Below are 26,312 nucleotides of genomic sequence, written 5' to 3'. Positions count from 1 at the left end.
GCCTTGATTACGTTTAAGTCGATGCGTTATCTGTAAATCTGCCAGTGATGTTTTTAACTCGCCGTGGCGGTCTTCATTGCCGGGCGCTGGGGCAGTATCACCAGAAGAGCGATGATGATTAGCGCCAGCGTTAGCGAGGCACCGTAGCGGCTTAACGCGAGTCCGCCTGAGGCAAGGGGTTTGTCCAGAAAGTCGCCGACCACGGCACCCAATGGTCGGGTCAGGATAAAGGCCGCCCAGAAGAGCCCCGTACGCGAAAGTGATGTAAAGCGACTGGCCGCCCAGATGATTGCCAGCGCGCCAACAAACAGCAGGATCCCGCCATCGTAGCCCAGCCCTTCAGTGTCTGCCGTCCAGTCACCTAAGGCCGTGCCCAGGGTTTGTGAAAACATAATAGTGACCCAGTAAAAACTCTCTGTGACGCCGTTGTTCACCGAACTGACCGCGACTGTACCGCAGGTGATTTTCCACAGGAAAAGCGAGAGGATAAGCAGGGTGCTCAGCAGCAAGGTGCCCCCTAAATATCCTATGCCCAGTGAGCGATCGGCAAAGTCTGCCATCGTCGTGCCAACGGTGGTTGTGGCCACCACGGTGAACCAGTAAATCCATTTGTTGAAACTGTGGCGATTTATCTGCACCACCACCGCGACCAGAAAGATGATGGCAAAAATCAATGTCCCGGTCAGGTAACCGAGATTCATCGACATGGTCACCGCATCGCCGCCGGTTTCACCCAGGGTAGTCGCAGCGATTTTGGTTAACCAGAAAGCCGCGGTAACGGCCGGAACTTTACTGAGAGAGTGAGAAGCTGTGTTGTTATTTTGCATAGGGTGATACTCCGGAACAGCCCAACATGGGCTAATACAGAGACGATGTTATAAGATTAATCTTAAGAAAAGGTTAAGCTAAAGAAAACTATGACAGGAATTTTGATCACAGCTTGTCACTCACTAAGCCGGCATTTACCCTTTGATTTAATGTAATGTTTGCCCAGTCTGAGTGCAGTGTTTGGGCTGTTTTCCCTGTTAACATATAAGAATTAATTCTGAGTTACTCTGTTTTCTTCTTAATTTTCAGACGATGCAAAGAGTGATAGCCCGGCGGCTTAATCAGGCGAAAATTGAAGGAAAGTAGCATCAGGGCGTGCGAGCCATGCCGGGGCAGTATTGCCCTGATAATCAGCATCAGGACAGGGTGGATGGCATGGCAACCCCGACGCTGTTATCCGGATATCACCAGTTTTGTCTGGTGGGAGAAACGATCAGGTCGTTGACGGTAACGTTCTGCGGCTGATTAAGTGCATACACCACCGCATTAGCCACATCCTGTGGGCTGATGGCTAATTTATTGAGTTCCTGAGCCACTTTACGGCCCTGAGGATCGCCGACTTTATCGGCCCAGCCGGTATTGATTACGCCAGGGCTGATGGTATTGACGCGTATCCCGTTATTAACTCCTAAGTCTTTGCGCATCGATTCTGTCATGGCATGGACGAAGAATTTTGTTGCACTGTAAACCCCTGCACCCGCATCCACCTGATGACCTGCAACAGATGCCATATTCAGGATCTGTCCCTCATTTTTCTTCAGCATAACGGGTAACACAGAGGCAATGGCGTTCAGATAGCCTTTGATATTGACGTCGACCATTTTGTTCCACTCTTCCCATGCAACGTCACTCCAGCTTGAGAAAAGCATCAGGCCCGCATTGTTAATCAGTATGTCTATGGAGCCGAAGGTGTCACTGGCGAACTTCACCAGCGCCTGGGTTTCTTCCAGACGCGTAACATCGGTTACCAGGCCGACAGCGCGTCCCCCTTCAGCTTCAATCTGACGTACCAGCGTATCGAGGCCATCCTGGTCCAGTGCTGCCGCCACAATATTCACGCCATGACGCGCAAGTTCCCGCGCGGTAGCCGCACCAATCCCGGAGGATGCACCCGTAATAATGGCTGTTTTCTGTTGCAGGTAATTCATTTTTAATTCTCCTTCTGGTGAAAGGGGCGGGTAGTCACCCGCCATAAACCGTTATCAGCAGCTGGCTTCCGGCCAGTCGGTATAACCCTCTGCACCACCGCCGTAATAGGCTTCTTTCGGCGCGATGGTCAGCGCGGCACCGTAACGCAGACGCTTAACCAGATCCGGGTTGGAGATGAACAGGCGTCCAAAGGCAACCGCATCAATAATTCCGGCGTTGCGGCGGCTGATGGCCATCTCAAGGTCATAGTTGTTATTGCCAATAAACGGACCGTTGAACTGGGCGCTCAGCGCGTCCATGTCCACATCGGCAGGCACATCACGAGAGGTGGCCGTCGCGCCTTCAACGAAGTGCAGATAAGCCAGGTTGAACCGGTTAAGTTGCTGAATGAGGTAGCCGTAGATCGCCATAACATTGCTGTCTGGCGGCGTGTTACCGGCATCAGGTGTGACCGGAGAGAGGCGGATACCGACTTTGTCATTGCCCCAGATGTTGATGATGGCTTCTGTCACTTCCAGCGTCAGGCGGGCGCGGTTTTCAATAGAGCCACCGTAGGCGTCAGTACGGTGATTGGTGGAATCACGCAGGAACTGATCGAGCAGGTAGCTGTTGGCGGAGTGCACCTCAACGCCGTCAAAACCGGCACGCAGGGCATTTTCAGCTGCACGTTTGTATTGCTCAATGATGCCGGGGATTTCTTCTGTTTCCAGCGCCCGCGGCGTCGATACTGGCACAAAACCGTTTACGGTATAAGTCTGTCCTTCCGCTTTGATGGCAGAAGGTGCAACCGGACGCTGGCCCTCAGGCTGCAGTTCCACGCTTGAAAAACGGCCCACGTGCCATAACTGGCAGACGATTTTGCCGCCTTTAGCGTGAACCGCATCAGTGACTTTTTTCCATCCAGCCACCTGCTCTTCACTCCATATCCCCGGCGTAGCGGCATAGCCGCGTCCCTGCGGAGAGATGTTGGTGGCTTCAGAAATAATCAGGCCAGCCCCGGCACGCTGTGCATAGTAGGTAGCATGGAGTTCATCAGGCACACCCTCTTCACCGTAACGGCTACGCGTGACCGGTGCCATGACAATGCGGTTTGACAGCTGAAGGCTGCCCATCGAAACAGGTGAGAATAAATCGGTACGGGTACTGTTGTCAGTCATATAAACCTCTTAATAGTTGACCGGTCGTCTAGTAAATGGATAAAAAAAACCGGCTACCCAAGTAGCCGTGTTGTTGCGTTCATTGCCTGACTGAACGCTTTGTCAGGATCGTGGATTTTCGCCATCAGGGAAGCCCCCAGCCAGAGCTGATAGAGTTCTTCTGCCAGTTCAGTGGCATCCGTTACGGCGGGCAGGGAGCCATCTTCCTGACCGAGCCGGAGGCAGGCGGCAATTTTGAGCACAATTTCATGGGTGCCCGTTGCCAGCACATGCCGCATGTTATCGTACTGGTCGCAGACTTCTGCCCCCAGCTTGACCACGAGACATTTACTTTCAGGCAGGTCTGCGCCCTGGGTGGTTTTCCAGAAGGTAAAATAGCGCAGCAGTCGCTCTCTCGCCGTTCCTGTTCCGCCTAGCTGATGCTCTACTTCCAGCAAATAGTGGCTGAAGTAGTGCTCCAGCAGCGCCTCTGCAAACGCTTCCTTCGACGGAAAGTAGTAATAGAACGAGCCTTTTGGGATATCCGCCGCTTTTACAATCTCGGAAATCCCGACGGCGCTGTAGCCCTTATGAGTAATGATCGCCCTGGCCACATCAATGATGTGCTGCCGCATATCTGTCACGTTTCTTTTCATAATGTTCACACTCTAGTGAAAAACTGACCGGTCGTCTAGTAACTTTTAACCTTTTTCATGCTTTCAGTTTCTGATTGTGAGCGGGTGAAGCAGTCGGGTGGCGTGCTGCCCGATCAATTTCAGGCTCTGAAGCGTCGCACCGTCTTTCGCCTCTATCGACATGCCTTCCAGCAGCGTATTCAGAACGGTAGCCAGCGCGACGGTGTTGGTATCTGCGGGCAGTTGCTTCTCCTGAACCGCTCTGACCAGCCTTTTTTCAAACAGATCTTTTCCTTCCTGCCTGAGAACGCTAACCGCCCTGACAACATCCGTCGATTCTGCTGAAACATTGATGGCTGCCAGCACCACCATGCAGCCGCAGGGCGCTGAAGGGGAGAGCAGAATATCGGCTGCTTCGCTAAAGAAACCGTCAATCGCTTCACCAATATCCTGCGTCTCCTCAAGCCGCAGCCAGGTCGCTTTCCAGTACTTCGTTTCGTAGTAGTTCACGGCCTCCAGAAAAAGTTTTGCCTTGTTGCCAAAGGCGGAATAGAGGCTGGGTGGGTTGATTTCCATGGCAGCGCAAAGTTCGGCAACCGATGCCGGCTCAAAACCTTTGCGCCAGAAAAGATCCAGCGCCTTCAGCAACGCTTTATCACGGTCAAAGCTTCGTGGCCGGCCTTTCGGCTTTTCAGTGGCAGCAGGCTGGTCAGGTATTTTCATAGACGGCCTCAATCATTCTCTTGACATATTACATAGTGATCACTATACAATAATACTATTACGTAGTGCTCACTACAGAATTAAATCGACACAGTGGCTCGCCTTTTATCCCGCCTGCGCTCCTCCGGCAGGCTGCTGTCGCGCTGAGTCGGTACATGTCTGTGTCAGAAAATATCACCCAAAAGCGGGGTGTCTGAAGGGATACCTTATTAATCAGAACGGAGAGAAAACAGATGAATAACACGACCTATGTGCAGGACTATAACGCCATCGTGGCAGTGCTGAATCAGTATAACGAAGGAGGTAAGCAGGCGAAAAGTGAGCTCATGAAGCCCGCTTTCAGCGACAGGGCGACCATTTTTGGTCTCGACAGTGACGGCAACCTCAGCGGCGGTCCAATTCAGGGATTGTTTGACACCATCGACACCGCATTCCGTCCTTCACCCGAAGCAAAAGCGGCTATCGTGCGCGTAGATATTGTTGGGTATGCCGCCAGTGCCCGCATCGACACTGACGACATTTCTGGTTTCCGTTTCACTGATTTTTTTAACCTGCTGAAAGTGAACGATCGCTGGACCGTAGTCAGCAAGATCTATCACACACATACGGCAGACTGATCCAGGTCTGGTCAGCTGACCGTTGCAGCCTGCGTTTGCTGCGGGCTGCAAAAAAGTATTGAGACGAATAAAACAGTAAATTGATTTTACGCCTGATTATCCGGTTGCTATTAATCAACATAATCATACCCCAGCGCTTTTGGCAGAGGTGGCATCATTAAAGATTCTGGCCCGATCGGCCGATAAACACTGGCTCGTACTTCTGACACTGAATCCCGGGTTCGCTCACTTTTGTGCGGGCAGGGCGGCACCTCAGCAGCTGCAGACGGACAAGCGCAGCGTCAGCCGCCGTCAATGGCGGGTATTCTCGCAATGGTGAACCTGTCTCCGGATCCTCCTTCAGCTACAGGCGGACATTAACGGTTATAATCAGGTCTGTAGCGACGAGTATTGAGCCTGTTTAATATCGTCAGCGACGTCGGAGTCGGCCGCCATGAACACAATGATCAAACCCTCTTTTACCGCTGTCTGGTCTACAGACGCCCAGGGTATCTGCGTCGCCAGTCAGGAAAGCCCTGCTGGTCTGATGCCTGAACTGAAGGGTGTGACGCTGAGTTCATGGCTGAGACTGGCACAGGCCGACGACGATGCAAAGATCGCGCTGCAACTTACCGCCGCGCTTGATTTCCTGACGCCTTTTCATATTGAAGTGCCGATCAACTGTCTGGATGGCAAGACGCGTCGGGTTATTGTATCTGGCCTGCCGGATCGCCAGCCTGGCACGTCCCGTCTGCAGTATAACGGCTTCATTCTGGATGTGACCGGACAGCGTAAAGCGCTGGAAGATGCGCTGCGCACGGCGGCAGAATATCGTCTGTTAATTGAAAACAGCACCGATCTGATTGCCCATTGCGACGCGGATGGCCGGTACGTTTCAATCTCGCCCTCTTATAGCGAAATGATTGGCTGGACAGCCGAAGAAGTTGTCGGTCAGCTGGTGGTGGATTTCCTGCATCCCGATGACCGCGGCCCCGCCTTTGAAGCTCTGGCCTGCATCTTCAACGGGGGAGTGCTGCCGGACGTCGTTGAGGTGCGCAAGCTGCATCGTGACGGCCACTACATCATTCTGGGCACCAAAGCCTGTGGCGTCATCAATCCCTCTACCGGCAAAAATATCGGTGCAGTTCTGGTGTCGCGCGACATTACGCGAGACAAAGAGAGGATGCGCAATCTGGAGAAGCTGGCAACGCTGGATACGCTGACCGGGCTGCATAATCGTACCTGGATCAACGACCAGGTCGGGCGCATGCTGGCGAAGGTGGATGATGAGGCCTATACGACGGTGATGTTTATCGATCTGAATGGCTTTAAGGCGGTGAACGATTTGATGGGCCACGCGACAGGGGATGCCTTGCTGCAGCAGGTCAGTGAACGGCTGCAACGCTGTATGCGTCCGGGCGACTCACTGGCGCGACTGGGCGGAGATGAATTTGTTGTGGCGGCAAAGTGCAGAAATCGCGATACAGCCGCTGCCATTGCCCTGCGTATTATTGAAAGTCTGCACGCGCCATTCGCCATTGATAATATGGATGTGCGCATTGGCGCGGCTATCGGTATCAGCCTTGCCCGCTTTGGGACGGCATCGGCCAAAATATTATTCGAAAACGCGGATAAAGCGATGTACCAGGCCAAAGCCCGACGTGATGGGTCGTATCAGTTTTTTGAGTCAGAAGAGCCTTAGTCGATGCATATGATTGCTGGTATGACCTTCCGGATTTGAAGGTAATGGATCTTACGTTTAACGCTTTGCCGCCTGTTCCCGCAAGGATACATTTCCTGAACGCCTGATTAACCCGCCTAATATTCTGAAACCGCGCGCCACAGCAGAAAGATTTTCTGTTTCAGGCTCAAAAAGAAGTCTGTAGCTGATGACCAACATCTATGTGCGAGACAGGCTACTGAATTCATTCAAACGTCTGTGATGAACTGGCCTGAGTGACTTCGCGGAACTCCGCTTAAGGCAATTCATTGCCTCAGTTTATTATTTCTGTTGGTTTTTCACTTTCGGGAGACCAGTAACCCCCACTGCCATGATAGGTTTCAGCTCCCAGCACGAACGAGGTTCCGCAATGATTACATGCAAAATGGTAATCAACGATATCGCCCCAAATCATCTGTTCAGCACATTCAGAAAAGGTGTACTGATTCCAGTTATTGATGGTTGAAACTTCGGAAATGATCTCTTCTTTAACTGCGTTATGTGCAATACGTATTGCCAGGCTCAACTGACGAGGTTCCCGTATAACGTATTTAACACATAGATCCTGACAGAACTCACAACTCACTCTGTAAAACCTCTCTTTTATCTGAATGTTCAGGTGTAGAGCTATCGCAGGACACTGTTTTGCACTTTATATCCCACCTGAAGGGACAGTCGCTTTCACTTCAAAAAGTTTAAATGTGTTCTTTAGTACTCATTGTATTCATTGTGAGGCAGAACGCCGGTCAATGATTTCTTTCACGTAATGCTCAATAACAATGTGATGTTCATGGCTTATCTGAGAAATAAATGTTTGCAGGAAATCGGGTGTGGAGTGAAGGGTATTTGTGACCAGTTTATCGAAGTCTTTCTGGGTAAAGCGGTCATAGCCTTTTAGCGTCGAACGCTGGAGCAAGGTATGCGCAGTAATTTCGAGCACGGCACGTCTGTAATCATCGGAAAGCAGAATGTCCAGATCGTGCCGGCTGATCTCAAAGGCAAATTCATAGCTGATAAAACCAGAATCAACAGGCAATAAGTAGGTCAGTTTACCTTCCTCCTGTGTCACATGAGGTTCGTATCCATCACCCATGAGGTGAACTGATTGCATATTAATCTCCTGCTCTTTCAGCCCTGAGTTGTTACTTCCGCAGATTAAAACCACCGATATCGATATTATTCCGCTTCTGACGACCAGCGCAAATACTCACAATATCAGATTGTTCGATAGCGTAAGTTCCCGGTTGTTCACCTGTTCGCTAACGGCAAAACTGACAAAGTGGTATGCCTGTTACGGAGAGTCATGTCAACCGTGAGCATTGAGCTAAAGTTTTCCAGGTGACTTTATGAGCCGGTCGCCTCTCCCCGCTGGTTTTCTTGTCTGCCACGGATAAGCGCTTTCAAGCTGACCCGCCAGTGCCAGCAATAAATTCTCCTGATTAAATCCTGCACAGAACTGCATGCCAATCGGCAGATTATGGGAAGAAAGGAAGCCCAGAGGAACAGACATCGCGGGGGTTACGCACACGTTCGCCAGCGCAGTAAACGGTGACTGATTGAAAACGTGATGTTAGCGCATCGACTGGCTGCTTTGAGCGAAAAGCGGACATTGGCCATGTGCTAAAGAAGAAAATTGCGTGGTGTTAATTCCAGAATGGAACGAAATGCAGCGGTAAATGCAGCCGGACATGAGAAGCCCAGTTGGTAGGAGACCTGCTTAATTGAGATGCCATTGGCGAGGAGATCTAATGACGCACAAATTCTTGCTCTTTGCTTCCAGGTTCTGAAGCTGAAGCCCGTATCCTTAATAAACATTCGCGAGAAGGTGCGTTCAGACATATTGGCAATATGGGCCAGATCGCTTAGAGACGCTTCCCAGCGGTGACTGACCAGTAACTCTTTGGTTGCCCTGTTTAAGCGCTCATCATGCGGCATAGGTAGCTCCGCGGTCAAAGGCTTTGCCTCACTGAGAATTTCTAAAATTAACAGCGCCATTTTACGCTGGCTCGGTCCAGTGTAGTCGGCATTGAAAAGCCCGGCTATCAGCTCTTTCACCAGTGCGGTGGCTGTAATCACATGCACCTGACGACTCTTAGTAAAATTCAGGCATTCTTCAATAAGACTGCTACTGAAATAAATGGCCCGTAAGTCGGTGTGGGATAGCAGATTGTAGCTGTGAATCTGCAGAGGCGGTAGCCATAATGCCCGCTGAGGGGGGATCACCCAACGATTGCCCTCTGTTTCGACCAACATAACGCCCCTGGTAGCAAATAATAGCTGTCCTTCAATATGATGATGAGGAGGATCGGTCTCTCCGCGTTGATAGCTGATGGCGGTGCTAGACCATCCCGTCGCTTCATCATGTCTTGGCGCTTTATCTATGCTACCTGGCATTTCAAATTTAGTTCCTGCAGTTATCTTAGTTGGACTCACCCGATTCATAACATCCCGACAGGGTGAAACTTGAAAAATTAAGGTTAACATAAGCATTACAGGAGCATATTTAAATGCACGTGCATTTCATCATCCATGAAAGTTTTGAGGCTCCCGGCGCTTATGAGTCCTGGGCCATAGGCAAAGGTAATCACGTCACCTATTCACGAGTTTATGAAGGTGAGGCTCTACCGTCCAGCGTGGATGACATCGATTTTTTGATTGTTATTGGCGGTCCACAGGACCCGGCAACCACCCCTGAAGAGTGCCCGCATTTTGATGCAAAGGCTGAGCAGGCGGTCATCGCATCCGCTGTGCGCGCAGGTAAAGCCGTTATTGGCATCTGCCTGGGTTCCCAGCTCATTGGTGAGGCGCTCGGTGCTTCTTTTGCACACAGCCCGGAAAAAGAGATCGGCAAGTTTCCTGTCTCTCTGACGCAGGCAGGGCAACAGCATGAGCTGTTTTCACATTTCGGACACACGCTTGAGGTCGGTCACTGGCATAACGATATGCCTGGGCTGACGCCTGATGCCACGGTCATCGCCCACAGTGAAGGGTGCCCGCGTCAGATCGTCGCCTACAGCGATCTGGTGTTCGGTTTCCAGTGCCACATGGAGCTGACACCGGAAGTAGTCGAACTGCTTATTGCCCACTCCGAGAAGGATCTGGGCCGGGCGGGTGAATACCGCTTTGTCCATACGCCTGCACAACTGCGTGCACATGATTACCGGGAGATGAACCAGGCTCTGTTCACATTCCTGGACAAACTGGCCGGGCGTTACAACCAGAGCCATCAATGATCGTCTTTTGCGCAGATTATCCTGCTCAAAAGAGGCAATTCTGAAACTAACAGTGCAGGTAACACTATGACTGAATCGCCAGCCGCCCTTCTGACGATAGCCGGCGCTATCCTGGTAGGCGCCATGAGTCCCGGGCCAAGCTTCATCATGATAGTACGTACTGCCGTAGTCTCATCTCGCCTCAGTGCGCTGTCCGCCGCCGCAGGCATGGGCGTGGGATGCATGATTTTCTCAGTCATTGCGCTGGCCGGGCTGCACTCTCTGCTGGAGCTGGTTCCCTGGCTGTATGCCGCGCTTAAAACCGCCGGTGGGGTTTACCTTCTCTGGCTTGGCTGTGCATGCTTTTCAGAACGGGCAACAGCCTGGATCTGAGCCTGGGAGGCGAAAACGCACACCGTCCGGGCCGCGCGTTTCTTACCGGTATGGCGACTCAGCTCAGTAATCCGAATACAGCAATTGTATTTGGCAGTATTTTTGCTGCGCTGCTCAGTCAGCATATCTCGCCCTATCTTTATCTTTTGTTGCCCGGTATGGCGTTCTTCATTGATGCAGTCTGGTATGGCCTGGTGGCATGGCTGTTATCGGCTGAAAAGCCACGTCTCACCTATATGAAATACAAATCCCGGCTGGATAAAGCGAGTGGGCTGGTGATGGGGTATCTGGGGATCCGGCTCCTTCTGAGATGATCTCTGTCAGTGTTGACCTCTCTCTCTGTTCTTAAGTTAACTGTGAGCAAAATTACTTTGAAAGCCCTTTTACGCAATGTCAGTTTTATCGCTGGTTTCATGCTGGCATGTTACCTCCCCGCTGCAGTTGCTGCTGGCACGGTGGCGTGTTCATCTTCACAAAAACTGTCTGAATGCATTAAGCAGGTCGCCGGTGGCGGCACGGTACTGCTCGGTAAAGGTACCTGGTTTCAGGACAGCAGCCTGTTGCTGAGCAGCAATGTGGCACTTCAAGGCACGGGGCCGGGGACAGTTATCACCTGGAGTCCTGCGGTGAGGAGCACCATTAATGCGCCGCTGCTCTATACCACTGCCGCCAGCCACGTCACGATAAAGGATGTGAAACTGGTCGGCACCATTGACCAACGGTCTGACAGTCAGGATTTGAGGAGTAATCAGATTGGTCTCTTTTTTAACTGCAGAGGAGACCCGACCGCCGGTGAAAAAACCGGCTGTAATGATATTACTCTTCAGAACGTTGAAGTGGAGAACAGCAGCGATGGGATCCATATCAAAGGCGCCAGTCATGTCACGGCGACGGATCTGAAGTTGCATAACAATGGCAACACTGAGAATGACTATTTTCACAATATCTACCTTCGCCGCGTCGCAGATGTTCGTCTAATCCAGACCGGAAAAAACAGCGGAGGTTATTATGCCAGCCCACGCGGGCACGGCATTCGGGGTTCGCACCTGATCAACGTTTATATGAGCGATCTGGAGGTGCATGACAATGCCGATTACGGTATCCATATGGATACCGTCTTTAATGTCAGACTGCATAACATGCACGTTTATCACAATTGCCTCAGCGGTAAGCCTGCCTGCCAGCAGATACAATGCTTTGGCCCTCAGTGTGATGTTCATCTCAATGCGCCGGCTGAACCAGCGTCCATAACCTCCCAATAATTTTTGTCCGCTTTTGGCACAAAGCGAGCATTGATGGCAGTAGGAAGTATGAGAGTGCCATTGTCATACTGGACACAATCATAATTCTGTCCTGACTATGCAGATTGAAATCACTGGAAGAATCATGAATATCCAACTCACAAGCGTCACCCCGGACAGCCCAGGATTTACTGAGTTAAGATCGCAGAGCATGGCTGAAGGGTTTAACATGTTACACCGACTGGAAGACAACTGGCTTAGCGGACATAACCGCTTTGACAGACCCGGAGAAAAACTAATTGGGGCTTCTGTAGATGGATTAATCATTGGCGTGTGTGGACTCAACATCGACCCGTTTACACTAAAAACTGGCATCGGACGTCTGCGACATCTCTATGTAGACTCAGGATGGAGAAAAAGGCAGGTTGGCAGCGCTCTGCTCAGAGAGACACTTAAGAATTCTGGCCACTGGTTTGATTTTATCAACACAAACGCTCCTCCATCGGCATTCACATTCTATGAACGAGCTGGCTTTGTTGCTTTGACTGGCATAGAAAAAGTCACGCACCATCTCTGTCTCAGAGACCCAGTGCGTTGATATAGTCACGTCCTGGATAGGCCGCATATCCTGTCCAGTGAACCGCTTTTCAGGAACGCCTGCCGGGATACAGCACTGACATAACCAAACCACTTTCAGGCAAATCAGAGCAATTACAGGTAAATCCGCGCCGCTCTGGACACACTGCGTTTCTGACCAGGCATGCAGAACGGCTGCTTAAACTTCTTCAGGAAATCAAAGGAACTGACTGGCAGCTTTGAGCGAAGAGCGGACATCAGGTTAGCCGGTATTATGGGTGTCGCTTGTAATTTTCCCGGACAGACGTCTGTAGTTTTTAATGGTCGCACTGGAAAGGCTTGCAGCCGTATCCACGATAACAAAGCTGAAAGTGTTTTCTGTTATCAGGGGACTAAGATCTGTACAGGCAATAAGGAGAGCCTCCACCTTAAGAATTGCCACTACAGACATTAAATTCATCCACTCTGACTGTACACCAGAGTCATGAAAACCTTTCTTTTTAACCCGTCCAATTAGCGATGTGGTCATCTCACGAAGCAGAGGTGAATCAATAATCTCTTTGCCAGAAGCTTCTATCCGCTCCTGATAAAAACTCGCTTCCAGTGTAGGTTCCGTAGCCAGTACAGCAATCCTGGTTGCTTCTGCAGGCAGTGACTCAAGTGCACTGTCTGCGATATGCAGAAGTGGAATAGCGAAGCTCACCGCCTTCATTTCGGCAAAGTAGCAGTGCGCAAGATTACAGGGAACAGCTATCAGACTCACTTTGGCCCTGACGAGTTCGGCAATACCCTGCTGCAGGGTTGCGATCATCGCATTATCATCAACTTTCTTGCCAGGCCAGAAAGGTGTCGGCAACGAGATAATATGCATTTTAGGAAAATCCATATCATATTTCGCTCCGTACCCGATGTGACACTCTGTCACCAGCATATCAACGAAGGGGGCTGTGGAGCGGGGTCCCATTCCTGCAAGCACACCTATAGAAACAGTCATTGTCAGTGCCTCCTTTTAAGATCTTCTTTCCGCTTAACAAATTATAGCTAAGTTGCCTGCAAAATTACTGACGAACGGAATGAACATGCGGGAGGTCACTCAGAAAGGTGCAGGTGAACTGCCGCAATTGATCAACATATCATGATGCGGAGAGAGCAGGCTTCAGGCACAAAGCGGACCTACGCTCCGGAAGGTCCGCTATGAGCGAGGAGCAGACGTTTCACTTATGGCAACTGAATGTTCTAATACGTTAAACATAACTTCACTGTTGCGGATCATTGCTCATAAGCTTATAAAATCAGAAACCTATATGGAAATGAAGGCACTATGAACATTTCAATCAGAAAGTTACTGCCGCTAGAATGGGATCATGCTTACAGTCTGATTTCACAGCTACGGAACATTTCCAAAGAAAAATTTATCGAAAGCGTCAGAATTCAGACGTTGAACGGTTATGAACTTGTTGGCGCATTTGGCAATGAAAAAATGCTTGGCTTGATGGGTTTCCGTCCCGTTCATACTCTGGCCAGAGGATCACATCTCCATATTGATGATTTGATCGTAGATGAGGCTTTAAGAAGCACAGGGATAGGGAAAAAATTGCTGGATTTTGCCACCACTGAATCAGAAAGCAGGGATATGAACTTCGTGTTCCTTGATGCCCGACAGCAGGCGATACCGTTTTATGAACGGAATGGCTTTGTGGCTCACACATCACCTTCAATGAAAAAGCCTCTCCGATAAAACCAGATAGCCTGTTCATAGGTGGTGGTGCGGACATTATAACTTTGCATCTACACCCTTTAGCAACATAAAAACATGAAGTTAAGGAAGTTTTTTGCACATAAAAACACTCAACGGATCTGTTGCATAAGGTGGGAATGAATTGCATATCTCATAACCGCATCTACGATAAAGTGCTATAGCCGCTTGCTGGTGAATCCCTGTTTCAAGCTGCAATAGGCTCAAATTCTTTTCTGAAGCAATCGTCTCGATTGCGCTGACTATCTGTTCTCCGAGCTTCCTACGCCGATATTCCGGTCGAATATAAACCCGCTTAATCTCAGCTGAGCCATTTTCATGAAATAGCAAAGCACCACAACCTGCAGGTAAGCCACCTTCATCACGTACGATAATGCACCGGAGCTGCTCATCAGTAACTGTTGAAAGATCCAGGCAGTGATTACTTTCTGCAGGATATAGTGCGTTCTGAAAGGCATCGAGTTCGCTTACCAGCCACAGTAGGTCAGAATCACTTTTATCTACTTCTGAAATGCTAAACATTCGCTATCCTGGATTCAGTTTTAACTACTGAATCTAACATAATGTTCCATCTATGACGGCCTTCAGTATTTTACATAGGAGTGCATGTGAAACATCCGCTCCTGGCGCAAAGCGGACTGACGGCAGGCCAGGGTCCACTATGAGCGAGAAGCATAAGTCGCTGCTGCGTAAGCCGGAATAGAGCTTTGGTGGTGCGGCGGGCGAGAAGAATAGTCCGCATTCAAAAAGCTTTCTCGATGGCGTCAAAAAGTTCTTCGACGATTTGACTCGCTAAGCGGAAACGCTGCGGTAAACATAAAAAGCTCCTGCTGTGCAGGGGCTTTTTTTATTGCTGTACTATTCAGCAAAACGTATCCGTTAGGGGGTACTTAAAAATTTTTCTCATGTTTCCGCTTTCGTTGTCGATAACCTGATTGCTGGTTGAGTGATGATTTCACTCAGCATTTTTTTCATTTCAGGCGATAAGGATATTTATGAACAAGCTTTGTGTTGCGGCGTTTTTGGCTCTGAGTTTAACCGGCTGTGCGCAGCAGACTTTCGTAATGAAACAGAATCAAGTTGGCGCGGCGACGAAAACCACCAGCCAGCCGTTCTTTGTTTCAGGTATCGGTCAGCGTAAGAGCATTGATGCGGCGCAGGTGTGCGGCGGCCAGGAAAAAGTTAACCGGGTTGAAGTGCAGCAAACGTTTGTTAATGGCTTACTGAGCGTGGTGACGTTTGGTATCTACACGCCACGTGAAGCGCGCGTTTATTGCGCCATCTGATAATGCCTCAGGCCGGTTCGCCGGCCTAATCCTGCGGCTGTTATTAAATCGCATTAGTATATTGTAACTATTAAATTCTGCTCTCGCACCGCTGCTCGCCTGCTGACGACGATATCCGAAACGAGTTCAGGCAACGTCGTCCAGCCTGGTAAAAGCAGTGGTAAGCTGTTGAGGCATGTCAGTCCGCTTTGAGCGAGTAACGGACATTGCTAAAAGCGTTCTGTAAGGATTAACAGGGAGCAGGTCAGTCGCCTTCATCACTTATACGCATAAAAAGATCAAGCCTAAAGCATGCATCTGCGCGGGCATCCAGATCCGGTTTTTCTCACCTCCTCCAGCTAACTCCTCCACACCCCGACTTCAATGATGACGTCGCGTAGCCCCGCACCGGTTAAATCTGACGATAGAGAAAGTAATGTTTTCACTGATGATATGTCCTAAAATCATGATCATCGAGTAAAAACGATGGCTGCAATCAGATTCATAGCATCATAAGCCGTGAAACAGTCAATCTGCATTTCAATTATTTCTACAAAATGAGGTCAAATTGAGGCCTTTAAGACAAGCTGCTACGGAGTGACTGGCATGAGTGAGTTAGTGACAATGGCTTTGAGGGTCCCACCTGATGACGAATAAACAGGGTGTTTTGATTGTTAACCTTGGAACACCAAAAGAACCAACGCCTGTTGCGGTAAAGAAATTTTTATCTAAATTTCTGCATGACTACAGAGTGGTCGACTTACCAAGAATCATTTGGTGTCCCATTCTACATGGCGTGATTATCCCATTACGTGCAAGGCGAGTGGCGAAATTATATTCTTCGATTTGGATGGAGGAAGGCTCCCCTCTCATGGTTTACAGCGTCAGGCAAGCCCGTGCGCTTGAAGAAGTGACAGGTATGCCCGTCGAGCTGGGGATGAGTTATGGCGAGCCCAGTATAGGTAGTGCAATTGACAGGCTACTGGAAAAAGGCGTCGATAAAATTATCGTCATTCCTTTGTATCCCCAGTTTTCATCTTCGACCGTTTCTTCTGTTTGGGATAGCGTGAGCCGTCACCTGCAGATAATGAAGAACCGGTATACACCCTCCATAAATTTCATCAATGACTATGCCGATCACCCTGCCTACATTGAAGCGTTAAGAGCATCCGTTCAGGCATCTTTCGAAGCTAACGGCGTTCCAGATGCATTGTTAATTTCATATCATGGTATACCGGTAAGGTTTGTCAAAGAGGGGGACCGATACCAGGAAAGATGTGAGTTAACGACAAAATTACTCATTGAAGCAATCAATATGCCGTCACTGAAAATATTGATGACGTTCCAGTCAAGATTCGGCAGAGAGCCATGGTTAACGCCTTTTACTGATGAGACAATTAAAAATCTACCGAATGAAGGAATAAAAAGCCTGCAGGTAATCAGCCCGGGGTTTGCATCAGACTGTTTAGAAACGCTTGAGGAGCTTGATGAGCAGAACAGGGAGATTTTTATGCATGCGGGTGGTACATCGTTTACTTACATACCGGCGCTTAATGATAAACCGATTCATATCGAAATGCTGCGACAACTTGTGAACCTTAATCGGTTTCAGGGATGATTTTCACACTCTTGTGAGCGGATGTTGCAGGTGTCAACATTCATAGTGAAAGCAGAAGTGGGCCCTCCCGGACATGTATGTGATACGTGCCGGGGCGGCGTTATAGGGGCCGCCTGGAAATCCGCTACTCCAGCTGCAAGCAACTGTCTTGTACGAGGGTATGAGTCGGAGATTATTCGTGGGCAAGTTAGCTATGAGCGAGGAGCGGACGTTTAGTATTTACGGGTACGCCTGCGCTGGCGCACCCGGTTACACTCAGGGCTTCCAGCGGCGCAGAGAGGTATGGTCTTCATACGGCAGCTTTGAAGGTAAAGAAATTAGTTCAATGACGCTACCCCACGGCGTGCGGCCGTAACAGAAAAAGTTATTCTCTCCCACCTCAGTTGGAAACATCAGGGGCTGAGGAGAAGTAAACATTTTCCCGCCAGCCTGCTCGAACAGGCTGATAGCCTCGTTGATGTCATCAACGTAAACAGCAAAATGCTGCAGGCCATAATCGCTGGGTCGCACGGGCTGACTTTGCTCTGGCCCCTTCATTTCAAAAAGTTCCAGTCCCGGGCCGTGCTTCAGCTTCATCATTCTGACCGTGGTAATTTTCGTTCCCGGGAACAGGTTCAGAATATTTTCCGTTTCTTCGCCTTTTACGTCATCGTCTGAAGGCGAGACGGAGTCATAAATAACTTCTGCACCAAAGGCGTCAGAAAAGAAGCGGGTAGCCTCATCAATATCAGAAACGGTAATGCCGACGTGGTCCATACCGCGAATAACGTTGGTAGACATAGTTTTCTCCCTGTGGTTGTTCAGATGTGAGTGATGTTATTAATCAGCCCTGGCGGGCCGCCATTGTCGCGAGCGCACTAAGCTGAGCCGAAATATGGTCACGGGTGTCCGCATCCGTTATGTGGCCGGATTTTGGATCAAGCCGGGATGAGGCCTGTCCAATCATGACCTCTGGCTTGTTAAGCACTCTGCCGTCAAGAAAGACCAGAATCTGACGCAGGTGATACTGCGCCCTTGCGCCACCTATGGCACCGGGTGACGCAGTGATTATGGCGACAGGCTTACCGGCGACAGGGGTATCCGGAAGACGTGAAAGCCAGTCCAGCGCATTTTTCAGGGCACCCGGCACAGAATAGTTATATTCAGGTGTGACAATAATCAGGCCGTCTGCTGCCGCTATCGCTTGTCCCATTTCCACAACCGATTCAGGAAACCCCTGAGCCTGCAGGTCAGCGTCGTAATGCGGTATTTCCCCGACAGAGCTGAGCGCGCTGACATCCACGCCTGCCGGCGCCAGCAGGCTAAGATTGCGGACTACGACGGCGTTAAAAGAATCCGCGCGAAGACTGCCCAGCAGTGAGACAAATTTCAAAGGTCTTGTCTGTGACATGACTGCTCCCCGTGTTTTTAATATGGATACGCCGACAGATGCCGGCACTTTGTTTTCGAACTGACTTAAGCCTGGTATAGAATTACACATCGATAAACACGCTATGAGTCGCCAGAGAGTCAACTTTATGTCTACCGGGTTTACAGCCGAATCCTTGCGAGGAATCACGACTTTTGTCACAACGGCCAGGTCCAGCAGCTTTACTGAAGCTGCGGAGCAATTGGGCATTACAAAATCTGCCGTCGGAAAAAGCGTGGCGCGGCTTGAGGAGAGGCTGGGAACGCGTCTGTTTCACCGCTCAACCCGTAAGCTAAGCCTGACCAGTGACGGAGAGGCCTATCTCACCAGTTGCCTCTCTGCGCTGGAAATTCTGGACTCGGCTGAAAATACGCTAAGCCGGCGGCAGGACAATCCTGCCGGAACGGTGCGTATAGACATGCCAGCATCATTCGGACGCAATCTGATGATGCCGGTGCTGCTTGAAGTGATGAATCGTTATCCAGCCCTGCGTCTGGTGTTGACCTTTAACGACCGTCTGATTGATCCGGTTGAGGAGGGCGTTGACCTGGTACTGCGCCTGGGCGAACTGCAGAGTACCGATGAGCTGATTGCGCGTCGTCTGAGCCGGCAGCGCCTCATGCTCTGCGCATCTCCCGCTTATGTTGAGCGGCATGGTCAGCCCTTTGATGTCGATGCGCTAAAAAAACACTGCTGCATTATGGGGTACCGGCGGGGGGCGCCGCTTGCCTGGCGGCTGCGGCCAGCCGGGGAGCGGGAATTAAAGTTTATCTCGGCCTCGGCACACCAGATAAGCGACGGAGACGCCATGCTTCAGGCCTGCCTCGCAGGAGCAGGTATTGCCCAGTTTCCGGAATCGATGGTGAACAGCCATATTGATGAGGGCAGGCTTGTTGCTGTTATGCCCGATCATATGCCCGTACCCGTCGGGCTGAACGTTGTCTGGCCCCGGACAAGGCATCTGATCCCCAGGGTCAGGCTTATTGTCGATGAACTGCTGAGTAAAGCCGAAAAAGGATACTTTGGCACTCTTAAGTAGAATTTTTGTCACCACTCAGGCGATTTCAGGGCTGTTTATCAACTCTAAGCAAGCTTATATCCTGTCTGTCCTGCTGCCATCACCGTGTCATGTGCCGGTTCTCTAAACGAAAGCCGGCACGTGTTATGCGCAGCTCAGACAAAAAAATAGGTTAACTGACAGGATATTTGTTATGCCACTTGCTCTCTGGGCGCTGGCGATTGGTGCATTCGGTATCGGTACGACTGAATTCATCATTGCCGGCCTGCTTCCCGTTATTGCCGCTGATTTCAACGTTACTATTCCCGTAGCCGGAAATCTGGCAACGGCTTATGCGCTGGGTGTTTTTGTCGGCGCGCCGGCCCTGATTATTCTGGGCTCAAAAGTGCCCCGAAAAGCCATGCTGGTTTTCCTGATGCTGCTGTTTGTGGCGGGTAACCTCGTTACAGCCTTTGCGCCCACGCTGGGCATTGCCATTCTGGGCAGGATCATCACGTCTCTGACTCACGGCGCCTTCTTTGGTATTGGTTCGATCATTGCTGCCGATATGGTTGCGCCGTCTAAGCGGGTAAGGGCGATTGCATTCATGTTCATGGGACTGACCGTAGCAAATCTTATTGGTGTTCCCGTCGGTACCTGGATCGGGCAGCATCTTTCCTGGCGAGATGCTTTTATGGTTATTGCCGCAATTGGAGTTGTTACGGTTATCAGCGTCGGTATGCTTATCCCGCATCAGCCCCGTCCGGAGAACCATAATTTCGCACACGAGTTTAATGCCTTCCGCAACGTCAATGTTCTGCTGGCGATGGGCATAACGGTCTTTGGGCCGGGTGCATTTTTTACCTCCATTACCTATATCGCACCCATGATGATCGGGCTGGCCGGATACAGCGAAAGCAGCCTGGCATGGCTGATGCTGCTGTTCGGTCTGGGGCTATTTGTCGGTAATCAGCTGGGCGGCAGATATGCCGATCGCGCGCTTATGCCGATGCTTTACGTCACCCTGGCTGCTCAGGCCCTAGTCCTGCTGGTATTTAACTTTACTGCCCACAGCCAGGTCATGTCAGCGGTCTGTATTTTTCTGATGGCTGCGTTTGGGTTTGCGACCGTGTCCCCCATCCAGAAACTGGTGATGGACAAAGCGCGGGCGGCAGGGGCTCCGACGCTGGCTGCAGCCGTTAACATAGGTCTCTTCAATCTCGGTAATGCCCTGGGTGCATGGCTGGGAGGGGCAGTTATAGCGGCCGGCTTTGGTCTTCAGTCGCCTGACTGGGCAGGCGCGATACTCTCGGTTATAGCGCTGATTCTGGCAGTTATATCCGGACTGACTGACAAAACCGGGCATAGCGCTGCTATGCGTTCAGCTTCTCACAGTGAGTAACGTCCGCTTCTGGCCCTGAACAGACGTCGATGAGTTACAGGCGCTGCCAGATGGAGCGGAAAGAAACAGTTTACTGGTAATCCCGTCATTGACAGTGAGATGGTAAAACACCTCACTTAAAGAGCAGCAAGAATGGCGGATTCCATTTTCTCCGGGGTGGTGGTCGGGGCAAAGCGTTTGATCGGTTTTCCGTCGCGCCCGATCAGGAACTTAGTGAAGTTCCACTTAATACGACCACCCAGCACGCCGGGTAATTCATCTTTCAGGTAACGGAAAATCTGGTGCGTTGAGGTGCCATTGACCTCAACTTTCCCGAACATCGGAAAACTCACACCATAGTTGATGTGGCATGTCTGCGCGATTTCTTCGGCACCGCCGGGTTCCTGCTTTCCGAACTGGTTGCAGGGAAAACCCAGCACCACCAGGCCCTGCGCGGCGTACTTTTTATAGAGCGATTCAAGACCTGCGTATTGTGGCGTGAATCCACAATGGCTGGCGGTATTAACCACCAGAACCACCTTGTCAGCGTAGTCGGCCATCGGGATAAGCTGGCCATTCAGACTGGTGGCAGTGAGTTGATAAAAGGGAGACATGTCGCAATCCTCAGAGCAAAAACCGTATGGCGTTAACATTACCACAGAGTGCATAACGACAGCGGGGTCTGGAAAGCAGATGCTTAGTTAGCAGGTCAGGCATCCTGGCTTCAGGCGCTAACGCCTGAGTTAATGACTATTTCCCACGTCAGGTCTGGTTGTTATTCCTGATGAATTTCAACCACGACTTTACCCTTTGCATGTCCCTGTTCAAGGTAAGCCAGGGCATCTTTTGTGTCTGCAAATGGGAACACCCTGTCGATTACCGGTTTGATGTGTTCTGCTTCTATAAGTTTGCCGATTTGGGTGAGTTGATCGCCATCAGGACGCATAAAGAGAAATGAATAATCCAGACCGCGCTTTTTTGAAAGGCGCATAATTTTGCGACTCATCAGGGCAAAAATCATCCGCAGCAAGATATTCAGCTGCCGGGCTCGCGCGAAATTAACGTCTAATGGACCGACCAGCGAAACAATCTTTCCACCAGGTTTAAGAATCTGCATGGATTTTTCAATGGAATCCCCCCGCAGCGTGCCGAGTACGAGATCGTAGCCACTCAGCACGGTTTCAAATTCCTGCTTTTTATAGTCGACCACTTCTTCTGCGCCCAGCCGACTCACCCACTCTACGTTGGCTGAACTGGTCGTCGTCGCTACCCGGGCGCCAAGATGCTTTGCCAGCTGAATCGCAATAGTGCCAATTCCTCCCGAACCTGCCGGAATAAACACTTTTTGTCCTGCCCGCAGATGTGTTCTCTCTGTAAACGCCTGCCAGGCGGTGAGGCTAACCATCGGCAACGAAGCAGCCTCAATGAAATCCAGATTTTCAGGCTTAATAGCCGCGAGACGTTCAGGAACGCATGCAAAATCGGCGAGTGAACCTGTTCCCCTGTCGAAAATGCAGGCGAAGACTTCATCGCCCGGCTTGAAACGTGTCACCCGACTTCCTGTTGCAATCACCACGCCTGACAAATCACTGCCCAGCGTCGCCGGAAGTTTAAAATGCAGAATCGGTTTGAAAATTCCGCCGGGGATAATGTTATCAATGGGATTCAGACCAACGGCATAGACTTTTACCAGGATTTCATCGGCACCGGGGGAAGGGTAATCTACATTTTCAAATCCCAGCTCAGGTGATTTCCCGTAGCGTTTAAACGTAAAGGCTCGCATCGTCCTGGTTTTCATTTGGTGTTTATCCTCTGATGTTTAGCACTGACGTACTTTCAGCTGCCTCTGTTGCTGAGCAAAAAATCGGCTCCCGGGAGCAACGTAATCAATAATGGAATAAGGTTTTGCCGGTTAATATGCTCATGCCACCATTAAGAGATTCATGGTCGATTTACCGCTCAGCAGAACCCGTAAAAGGTTCTGCTGAGCAGGGCTTAGCTAAAGGGTTTTGTATCGCTCTGCGGCCTCTTCCTGTCGGATGTCCGAGAGCAGGCCCTGACGGGAGGCATCAAGAATATCCCAGCGCTCAGCTTTATGTAATGGCGGAATCGTCACGTGTTCGCGGCGGTCAAAACCCGCCAGAGCGGCGTCAACCAGTTCGCCCACTTCCATCATTTTTGAGGCGTTACTGATGTCGATACCGGCACGATCCCAGATTTCGGTGTACGTACCTGCAGGGAGCACCGCCTGGATATAAATGCCTTTTGAAGAGAGCTCAACGTTCATTCCCTGAGAGAGGAAAAGAACAAAGGCTTTTGTTGCGCCGTAAACCGTCATTGCAAATTCCGGGGCGAGTCCGACTACGGAACTGATATTGACGATCGAACCTTCTCCGGCTTCTGCGAACCGGCGTGCTGCAGCAGTGGCCAGTCTCGTCAGGGCAGTGACGTTAAGCGCGATAAGGCGTTCAATGGAATCAGGCGTCTGCTCGGTAAACGTGCCGGACTGAGCGATACCTGCGTTATTGATAAGAATACCTATCCGCGTGTCTTCCCGGAGGCGTGCTTCAACAGCAGCTAAATCACTCGCCAGCGTGAGGTCGGCAGGCAGCACATCGACGGAAATATGATTTTCCTGTCGCAGCCGTTCAGCAAGCGCCTCTAATTTCAATTTGTCGCGAGCAACCAGAACAAGGTCATGTCCACGACGTGCAAAGCGCTCAGCGTAAACAGCACCAATACCCGTTGATGCGCCTGTAATGAGGACTGAAGTACGAGTCATAATTTTATCTTCTTCATTTGTTTGATAAAAATCGCTGTTAGCGATGTAGGGTTAACCGTGATACCTGAAGAGTGATTAACTGTTACCGCTAAGCGATGGATAGTCGGTGTAGCCCTCCGCACCTCCGCCATACAGTGTTTCAGGATTAAGCGGGGCCAGAGGTGCTCCCGACTTAAGTCTTTCGACAAAATCGGGGTTAGAAATGAAGGGGCGACCGAATGCGAACAAATCGGCTTTGTCCTGTGCAAGATGGTCAGACGCCAGCGCCAGGTCATAGCCATTGTTACCGATGTAAGTGTTTTTAAAGCGGCGACGCAGCGAAGCGTAATCAAACGGTGAGGCATCACGGGGACCTCCCGTCGCGCCTTCAACAACATGCAGATAAACGATACCTGAAGCATCAAGTTGCTCTGCCAGGTAGTCATATTGTGGCTGCGGATCGCTGCATGAAATCGCATTAGCAGGTGAGACCGGTGAGATGCGAACGCCCGTCCGCGCTGCGCCGATCTTATCTTTCACGGCCTCCACGACCTCTAATAGCACACGCGCACGATTCTCAACTGAACCGCCATATTCATCGGTGCGCTGATTAGCACCATCTTTCAGGAACTGCTCAAGCAGATAGCCATTCGCACCGTGTATCTCTACACCATCAAAACCTGCGGTAATAGCATTGGCTGATGCCTTTCTGAAATCGGCAACAATGCCTTTTATTTCCTTCAGCTCAAGCGCTCTGGGTTCTGAAACATCAACAAAATGGTTGTTCACGAAGGTTTTGGTTTCAGCACGGATAGCTGACGGCGCGCCTGGTGCGGCACCTTCTGGCTGTAAATCGACATGTGAAATTCGACCTGTGTGCCACAACTGCACAAATATCCGTCCGCCTTTGTCATGTACCGCGTCTGTTACTTTACGCCAGCCCTCAATCTGGGCCTGCGTGTAGATGCCCGGCGTATCCTGATAGCCCTGCGCCTCTGCTGAAATCTGCGTAGCTTCGGTAATCAGTAACCCTGCTGTGGCACGCTGAGCGTAGTAAGTCGCTGCCAGTTCACCTGGCACCAGGCCTGCGCCTGCCCGGTTACGCGTAAGCGGGGCCATCACGATGCGATTCGCAAGCGTGACAGATCCCAGTTCATAGGGCTGAAATAAGGATTGATTCGTCATGGTTATTCCTTTGCGGATTAGCGGGTCAGTTAATTGATTTAATGATGATGATCGTAATCATTAAAGTCAACTGGTTTGATTATGATCATCATCAATGTATACTTAAGCTCAGTTTCAGGAGGAAAAGATGAAAGTGTCAAAAGAGCAGGTTCGCGAAAACAGGAACCGAATCGTTGAAACGGCGTCAGAACTTTTTCGTGAGCGGGGTTACGATGGGGTAGGCGTCGCTGAACTGATGTCAGCCGCAGGGTTAACGCATGGCGGGTTCTATAAGCACTTTGGGTCGAAAGCCGATTTGTTAGCCGAAGCGATGAACTGCGGCTTCGCGCAATCGGCGGAAAAAACTCAGGGTGTGAGTCGGGAAAAGTTCGTTGAATATTACCTTTCCCGCCAGCATCGCGATGATATGGCAAAGGGGTGTGTCATGTCGGCCCTGGGTACCGATGCAGCGCGTCAGTCTGAATCCATCCGCGAGACCTTTGCGGCCGGAATTGAACGACAGCTTGCCGTTTTAGAAACGGAACAGGTCACGCGTGCGGATCTGATCAATACGCTCGCGCAGCTTGTGGGTGCCCTGATGCTTTCGCGTGCCTGCCCGGATAATTCCGGGCTTGCTGATGAAATTCTGGAGGTCTGCCGTACGCGTCTGATCAGCCCGGATGCCTGTAAAGATTGAATCGATGCTCTTGCCGTTCAACCTTGCTAAAATCGTTGCGGCCTGGACTGAACGCACCAGCCCGCTGGCGTTTTATTATGAACGGCGGGAATGCGTAATCCGGACTTCCCGTTCCGGATACTATTCCCATCAACGGGCTATCGATCAGTCGGCCATCCACCTGGGACAGTGACGCATCACTCAGCCGTTGTCGCGGAATCCGGGATAAAGGCTCATTCCACCATCGATAAAAAGCGTGGTGCCATGAACGTAATCAGAGAGATCACTGGCAAGCCAGACGACGGCATTCGCCACATCTTCAGCCGCACCGATACGCCCGTAAGGGATGAGCTTTAACAGCGCTTTGCCCGCTTCACCCTGGGTGCTTTCCTCGTTGATAGCGGTAGCGATAGCGCCGGGTGCCACTGCATTGACACGAATACGTTCTTCACCCACTTCCTGAGCCAGACTTTTCATCAGCATGTCAACGCCGCCTTTTGATGCGGCATAGTTGACGTGTCCGGCCCAGGGAATGAGCTGGTGAACCGAGCTCATATGAATAATCTTACCGACAGCTTTGCTGATGTCCTTGCGATGCTCCTGACGCTTGAACTGCCGCAGCGCAGCACGCGCGCAGAGGAACTGGCCAGTCAGGTTCACGTCCAGAACGGTATTCCAGTCCTCTAGCGTCATCTCAATGGACGGGGCATCTTTCTGCAGTCCTGAGTTCGCCACCAGGATATCCAGCCTGCCAAATTCCCTGATCGTCTGGTCAAAAAGATTCTCTACATCCGCCTCTTTAGACACGTCTCCTTTTACAGCAATTGCACGGCCTCCATCGGCGCGGATTTTCTCAGCCAGCTCCTCGGCCGGTTCCGCCTGGCTATGGTAGTTAATCACTACACAGGCACCTTCTTTAGCGAGTGCTTCTGCGCAGGCATAGCCGAGACCCGAGCTGGCACCGGTAACCAGCGCAACCTGATTTTTGAGAGAAAAGATCATGAGGCATCCTTATTTCTGTAAATGATGAGCGTCTTAAATCCGGCCGGCATCATCAGGGGAGTGAATATCGATGTA

General features: G+C 50.7%; 30 protein-coding genes and 1 pseudogene. 14 read left to right on the top strand and 17 right to left on the bottom strand.

From position 1 onward, the window contains the following. Positions 1 to 53: 53 nt before the first annotated feature. From HFD87_RS08440 to HFD87_RS08420, 5 genes are all read right to left on the bottom strand, one after another. Positions 54 to 827 (bottom strand): hypothetical protein, encoded by a 774-nt coding sequence (locus HFD87_RS08440; protein WP_132498911.1) that lies wholly within the window; start codon positions 825 to 827, stop codon positions 54 to 56. Between the two features lie 405 nt (positions 828 to 1,232). Beyond that, on the bottom strand, positions 1,233 to 1,976 hold the full coding sequence (locus tag HFD87_RS08435) for an SDR family oxidoreductase (protein ID WP_033761021.1): 744 nt from the start codon (positions 1,974 to 1,976) through the stop codon (positions 1,233 to 1,235). Positions 1,977 to 2,030: 54 nt separating this feature from the next. Then, positions 2,031 to 3,134: an alkene reductase gene (locus tag HFD87_RS08430; RefSeq protein WP_167423228.1), complete on the bottom strand. Its 1,104-nt coding sequence runs from the start codon at positions 3,132 to 3,134 to the stop codon at positions 2,031 to 2,033. 53 nt (positions 3,135 to 3,187) lie between these two features. Further along, entirely contained in the window at positions 3,188 to 3,769 is a 582-nt protein-coding gene (locus HFD87_RS08425; protein WP_029519282.1) for a TetR/AcrR family transcriptional regulator, read from the bottom strand. Positions 3,770 to 3,832: 63 nt separating this feature from the next. Continuing rightward, a complete protein-coding gene (locus tag HFD87_RS08420) occupies positions 3,833 to 4,471 on the bottom strand; it encodes a TetR/AcrR family transcriptional regulator (RefSeq protein ID WP_045139922.1) in 639 nt (212 codons plus the stop codon). Between the two features lie 233 nt (positions 4,472 to 4,704). On the opposite strand from HFD87_RS08420, the gene HFD87_RS08415 reads away from it, so the two are divergent. Together HFD87_RS08415 and HFD87_RS08410 are read left to right on the top strand one after the other, a co-directional pair. Continuing rightward, entirely contained in the window at positions 4,705 to 5,088 is a 384-nt protein-coding gene (locus tag HFD87_RS08415) for a nuclear transport factor 2 family protein (RefSeq protein WP_163800035.1), read from the top strand. A 433-nt stretch (positions 5,089 to 5,521) separates the two neighbouring features. Continuing rightward, positions 5,522 to 6,769 (top strand): sensor domain-containing diguanylate cyclase, encoded by a 1,248-nt coding sequence (locus HFD87_RS08410; RefSeq protein WP_167423227.1) that lies wholly within the window; start codon positions 5,522 to 5,524, stop codon positions 6,767 to 6,769. A gap of 292 nt (positions 6,770 to 7,061) precedes the next feature. Here HFD87_RS08410 and HFD87_RS08405 read toward each other — a convergent pair whose 3' ends face one another. The 3 genes from HFD87_RS08405 to HFD87_RS08390 form a co-directional block, all read right to left on the bottom strand. After that, the gene (locus tag HFD87_RS08405) at positions 7,062 to 7,313 is read right to left on the bottom strand and encodes a hypothetical protein (RefSeq protein ID WP_010670662.1); all 252 of its coding nucleotides are present in this window, start codon (positions 7,311 to 7,313) and stop codon (positions 7,062 to 7,064) included. Between the two features lie 198 nt (positions 7,314 to 7,511). Beyond that, entirely contained in the window at positions 7,512 to 7,898 is a 387-nt protein-coding gene (locus tag HFD87_RS08400) for a hypothetical protein (RefSeq protein ID WP_045139921.1), read from the bottom strand. A 509-nt stretch (positions 7,899 to 8,407) separates the two neighbouring features. Next, positions 8,408 to 9,181, bottom strand: coding sequence for a helix-turn-helix transcriptional regulator (locus tag HFD87_RS08390; protein ID WP_010259125.1), 774 nt, complete (start codon positions 9,179 to 9,181; stop codon positions 8,408 to 8,410). Positions 9,182 to 9,294: 113 nt separating this feature from the next. Here HFD87_RS08390 and HFD87_RS08385 point away from each other — a divergent pair, with 113 nt between their 5' ends. The 5 genes from HFD87_RS08385 (at position 9,295) to HFD87_RS08370 (ending at position 12,231) form a co-directional block, all read left to right on the top strand. Then, entirely contained in the window at positions 9,295 to 10,020 is a 726-nt protein-coding gene (locus tag HFD87_RS08385) for a type 1 glutamine amidotransferase (RefSeq protein WP_167423226.1), read from the top strand. Between the two features lie 66 nt (positions 10,021 to 10,086). Beyond that, entirely contained in the window at positions 10,087 to 10,392 is a 306-nt protein-coding gene (locus tag HFD87_RS23060) for a LysE family transporter (protein ID WP_010259123.1), read from the top strand. Further along, positions 10,359 to 10,706 (top strand): LysE family translocator, encoded by a 348-nt coding sequence (locus HFD87_RS23055; RefSeq protein WP_254072879.1) that lies wholly within the window; start codon positions 10,359 to 10,361, stop codon positions 10,704 to 10,706. Before HFD87_RS23060 ends, HFD87_RS23055 begins: the two co-directional genes overlap by 34 nt. A gap of 9 nt (positions 10,707 to 10,715) precedes the next feature. After that, positions 10,716 to 11,654, top strand: coding sequence for a right-handed parallel beta-helix repeat-containing protein (locus HFD87_RS08375; RefSeq protein ID WP_131541962.1), 939 nt, complete (start codon positions 10,716 to 10,718; stop codon positions 11,652 to 11,654). Between the two features lie 124 nt (positions 11,655 to 11,778). Further along, positions 11,779 to 12,231, top strand: coding sequence for a GNAT family N-acetyltransferase (locus HFD87_RS08370; RefSeq protein WP_060678986.1), 453 nt, complete (start codon positions 11,779 to 11,781; stop codon positions 12,229 to 12,231). A 240-nt stretch (positions 12,232 to 12,471) separates the two neighbouring features. Here the strand turns inward: HFD87_RS08370 and HFD87_RS08365 are convergent, their stop codons facing one another. After that, positions 12,472 to 13,203 carry an aspartate/glutamate racemase family protein gene (locus HFD87_RS08365; protein ID WP_033780081.1) on the bottom strand — a complete coding sequence of 244 codons (732 nt, stop codon included), beginning with the start codon at positions 13,201 to 13,203 and terminating at the stop codon, positions 12,472 to 12,474. 327 nt (positions 13,204 to 13,530) lie between these two features. Here HFD87_RS08365 and HFD87_RS08360 point away from each other — a divergent pair, with 327 nt between their 5' ends. Further along, on the top strand, positions 13,531 to 13,947 hold the full coding sequence (locus HFD87_RS08360) for a GNAT family N-acetyltransferase (RefSeq protein WP_033786822.1): 417 nt from the start codon (positions 13,531 to 13,533) through the stop codon (positions 13,945 to 13,947). Between the two features lie 81 nt (positions 13,948 to 14,028). Here HFD87_RS08360 and HFD87_RS08355 read toward each other — a convergent pair whose 3' ends face one another. Beyond that, complete coding sequence (locus HFD87_RS08355) at positions 14,029 to 14,487, bottom strand: GNAT family N-acetyltransferase (RefSeq protein ID WP_071998026.1); 459 nt, start codon at positions 14,485 to 14,487, stop codon at positions 14,029 to 14,031. A gap of 139 nt (positions 14,488 to 14,626) precedes the next feature. Here HFD87_RS08355 and HFD87_RS08350 point away from each other — a divergent pair. The 3 genes and pseudogenes from HFD87_RS08350 to hemH form a co-directional block, all read left to right on the top strand. Next, a pseudogene (locus tag HFD87_RS08350) lies at positions 14,627 to 14,761 on the top strand (molecular chaperone DnaJ); the annotation flags it as partial. A gap of 199 nt (positions 14,762 to 14,960) precedes the next feature. Next, positions 14,961 to 15,251, top strand: a complete 291-nt coding sequence (locus HFD87_RS08345) for a Bor family protein (protein ID WP_033760039.1) — start codon at positions 14,961 to 14,963, stop codon at positions 15,249 to 15,251. Between the two features lie 625 nt (positions 15,252 to 15,876). Then, positions 15,877 to 16,848, top strand: a complete 972-nt coding sequence (hemH, locus tag HFD87_RS08340; RefSeq protein ID WP_052271242.1) for a ferrochelatase — start codon at positions 15,877 to 15,879, stop codon at positions 16,846 to 16,848. A 255-nt stretch (positions 16,849 to 17,103) separates the two neighbouring features. On the opposite strand, the gene HFD87_RS08335 is transcribed toward hemH, so the two are convergent. Next, positions 17,104 to 17,628 carry a VOC family protein gene (locus HFD87_RS08335; RefSeq protein ID WP_010670676.1) on the bottom strand — a complete coding sequence of 175 codons (525 nt, stop codon included), beginning with the start codon at positions 17,626 to 17,628 and terminating at the stop codon, positions 17,104 to 17,106. Between the two features lie 43 nt (positions 17,629 to 17,671). Next, complete coding sequence (locus HFD87_RS08330; RefSeq protein WP_167423225.1) at positions 17,672 to 18,238, bottom strand: NADPH-dependent FMN reductase; 567 nt, start codon at positions 18,236 to 18,238, stop codon at positions 17,672 to 17,674. 127 nt (positions 18,239 to 18,365) lie between these two features. Between HFD87_RS08330 and HFD87_RS08325 the strand changes: the two genes are divergently transcribed. Further along, entirely contained in the window at positions 18,366 to 19,295 is a 930-nt protein-coding gene (locus tag HFD87_RS08325) for a LysR family transcriptional regulator (RefSeq protein WP_029519724.1), read from the top strand. Positions 19,296 to 19,467: 172 nt separating this feature from the next. Further along, entirely contained in the window at positions 19,468 to 20,655 is a 1,188-nt protein-coding gene (locus HFD87_RS08320) for an MFS transporter (RefSeq protein ID WP_167423224.1), read from the top strand. A 116-nt stretch (positions 20,656 to 20,771) separates the two neighbouring features. Here HFD87_RS08320 and HFD87_RS08315 read toward each other — a convergent pair whose 3' ends face one another. The 4 genes from HFD87_RS08315 to HFD87_RS08300 all read right to left on the bottom strand — a co-directional run bounded on the left by HFD87_RS08315 (position 20,772) and on the right by HFD87_RS08300 (position 24,580). After that, entirely contained in the window at positions 20,772 to 21,248 is a 477-nt protein-coding gene (locus tag HFD87_RS08315) for a glutathione peroxidase (protein ID WP_132498942.1), read from the bottom strand. 161 nt (positions 21,249 to 21,409) lie between these two features. Further along, positions 21,410 to 22,432, bottom strand: a complete 1,023-nt coding sequence (locus HFD87_RS08310; protein ID WP_167423223.1) for an NADP-dependent oxidoreductase — start codon at positions 22,430 to 22,432, stop codon at positions 21,410 to 21,412. A 201-nt stretch (positions 22,433 to 22,633) separates the two neighbouring features. Next, a complete protein-coding gene (locus HFD87_RS08305; RefSeq protein WP_167423222.1) occupies positions 22,634 to 23,416 on the bottom strand; it encodes an SDR family oxidoreductase in 783 nt (260 codons plus the stop codon). Between the two features lie 75 nt (positions 23,417 to 23,491). Next, positions 23,492 to 24,580 (bottom strand): alkene reductase, encoded by a 1,089-nt coding sequence (locus HFD87_RS08300; protein WP_010670683.1) that lies wholly within the window; start codon positions 24,578 to 24,580, stop codon positions 23,492 to 23,494. 127 nt (positions 24,581 to 24,707) lie between these two features. On the opposite strand from HFD87_RS08300, the gene HFD87_RS08295 reads away from it, so the two are divergent. Further along, on the top strand, positions 24,708 to 25,256 hold the full coding sequence (locus HFD87_RS08295) for a TetR/AcrR family transcriptional regulator (protein ID WP_010670684.1): 549 nt from the start codon (positions 24,708 to 24,710) through the stop codon (positions 25,254 to 25,256). A gap of 180 nt (positions 25,257 to 25,436) precedes the next feature. Here the strand turns inward: HFD87_RS08295 and HFD87_RS08290 are convergent, their stop codons facing one another. Further along, positions 25,437 to 26,237, bottom strand: coding sequence for an SDR family oxidoreductase (locus HFD87_RS08290; RefSeq protein WP_010670685.1), 801 nt, complete (start codon positions 26,235 to 26,237; stop codon positions 25,437 to 25,439). Positions 26,238 to 26,312 lie beyond the last annotated feature (75 nt).

The sequence above is a fragment of the Pantoea sp. EKM21T genome, assembly GCF_011800405.1.
In the GTDB taxonomy this organism is placed as follows: domain Bacteria; phylum Pseudomonadota; class Gammaproteobacteria; order Enterobacterales; family Enterobacteriaceae; genus Pantoea; species Pantoea agglomerans.
This window is presented reverse-complemented; position numbering and strand designations above follow the sequence as displayed.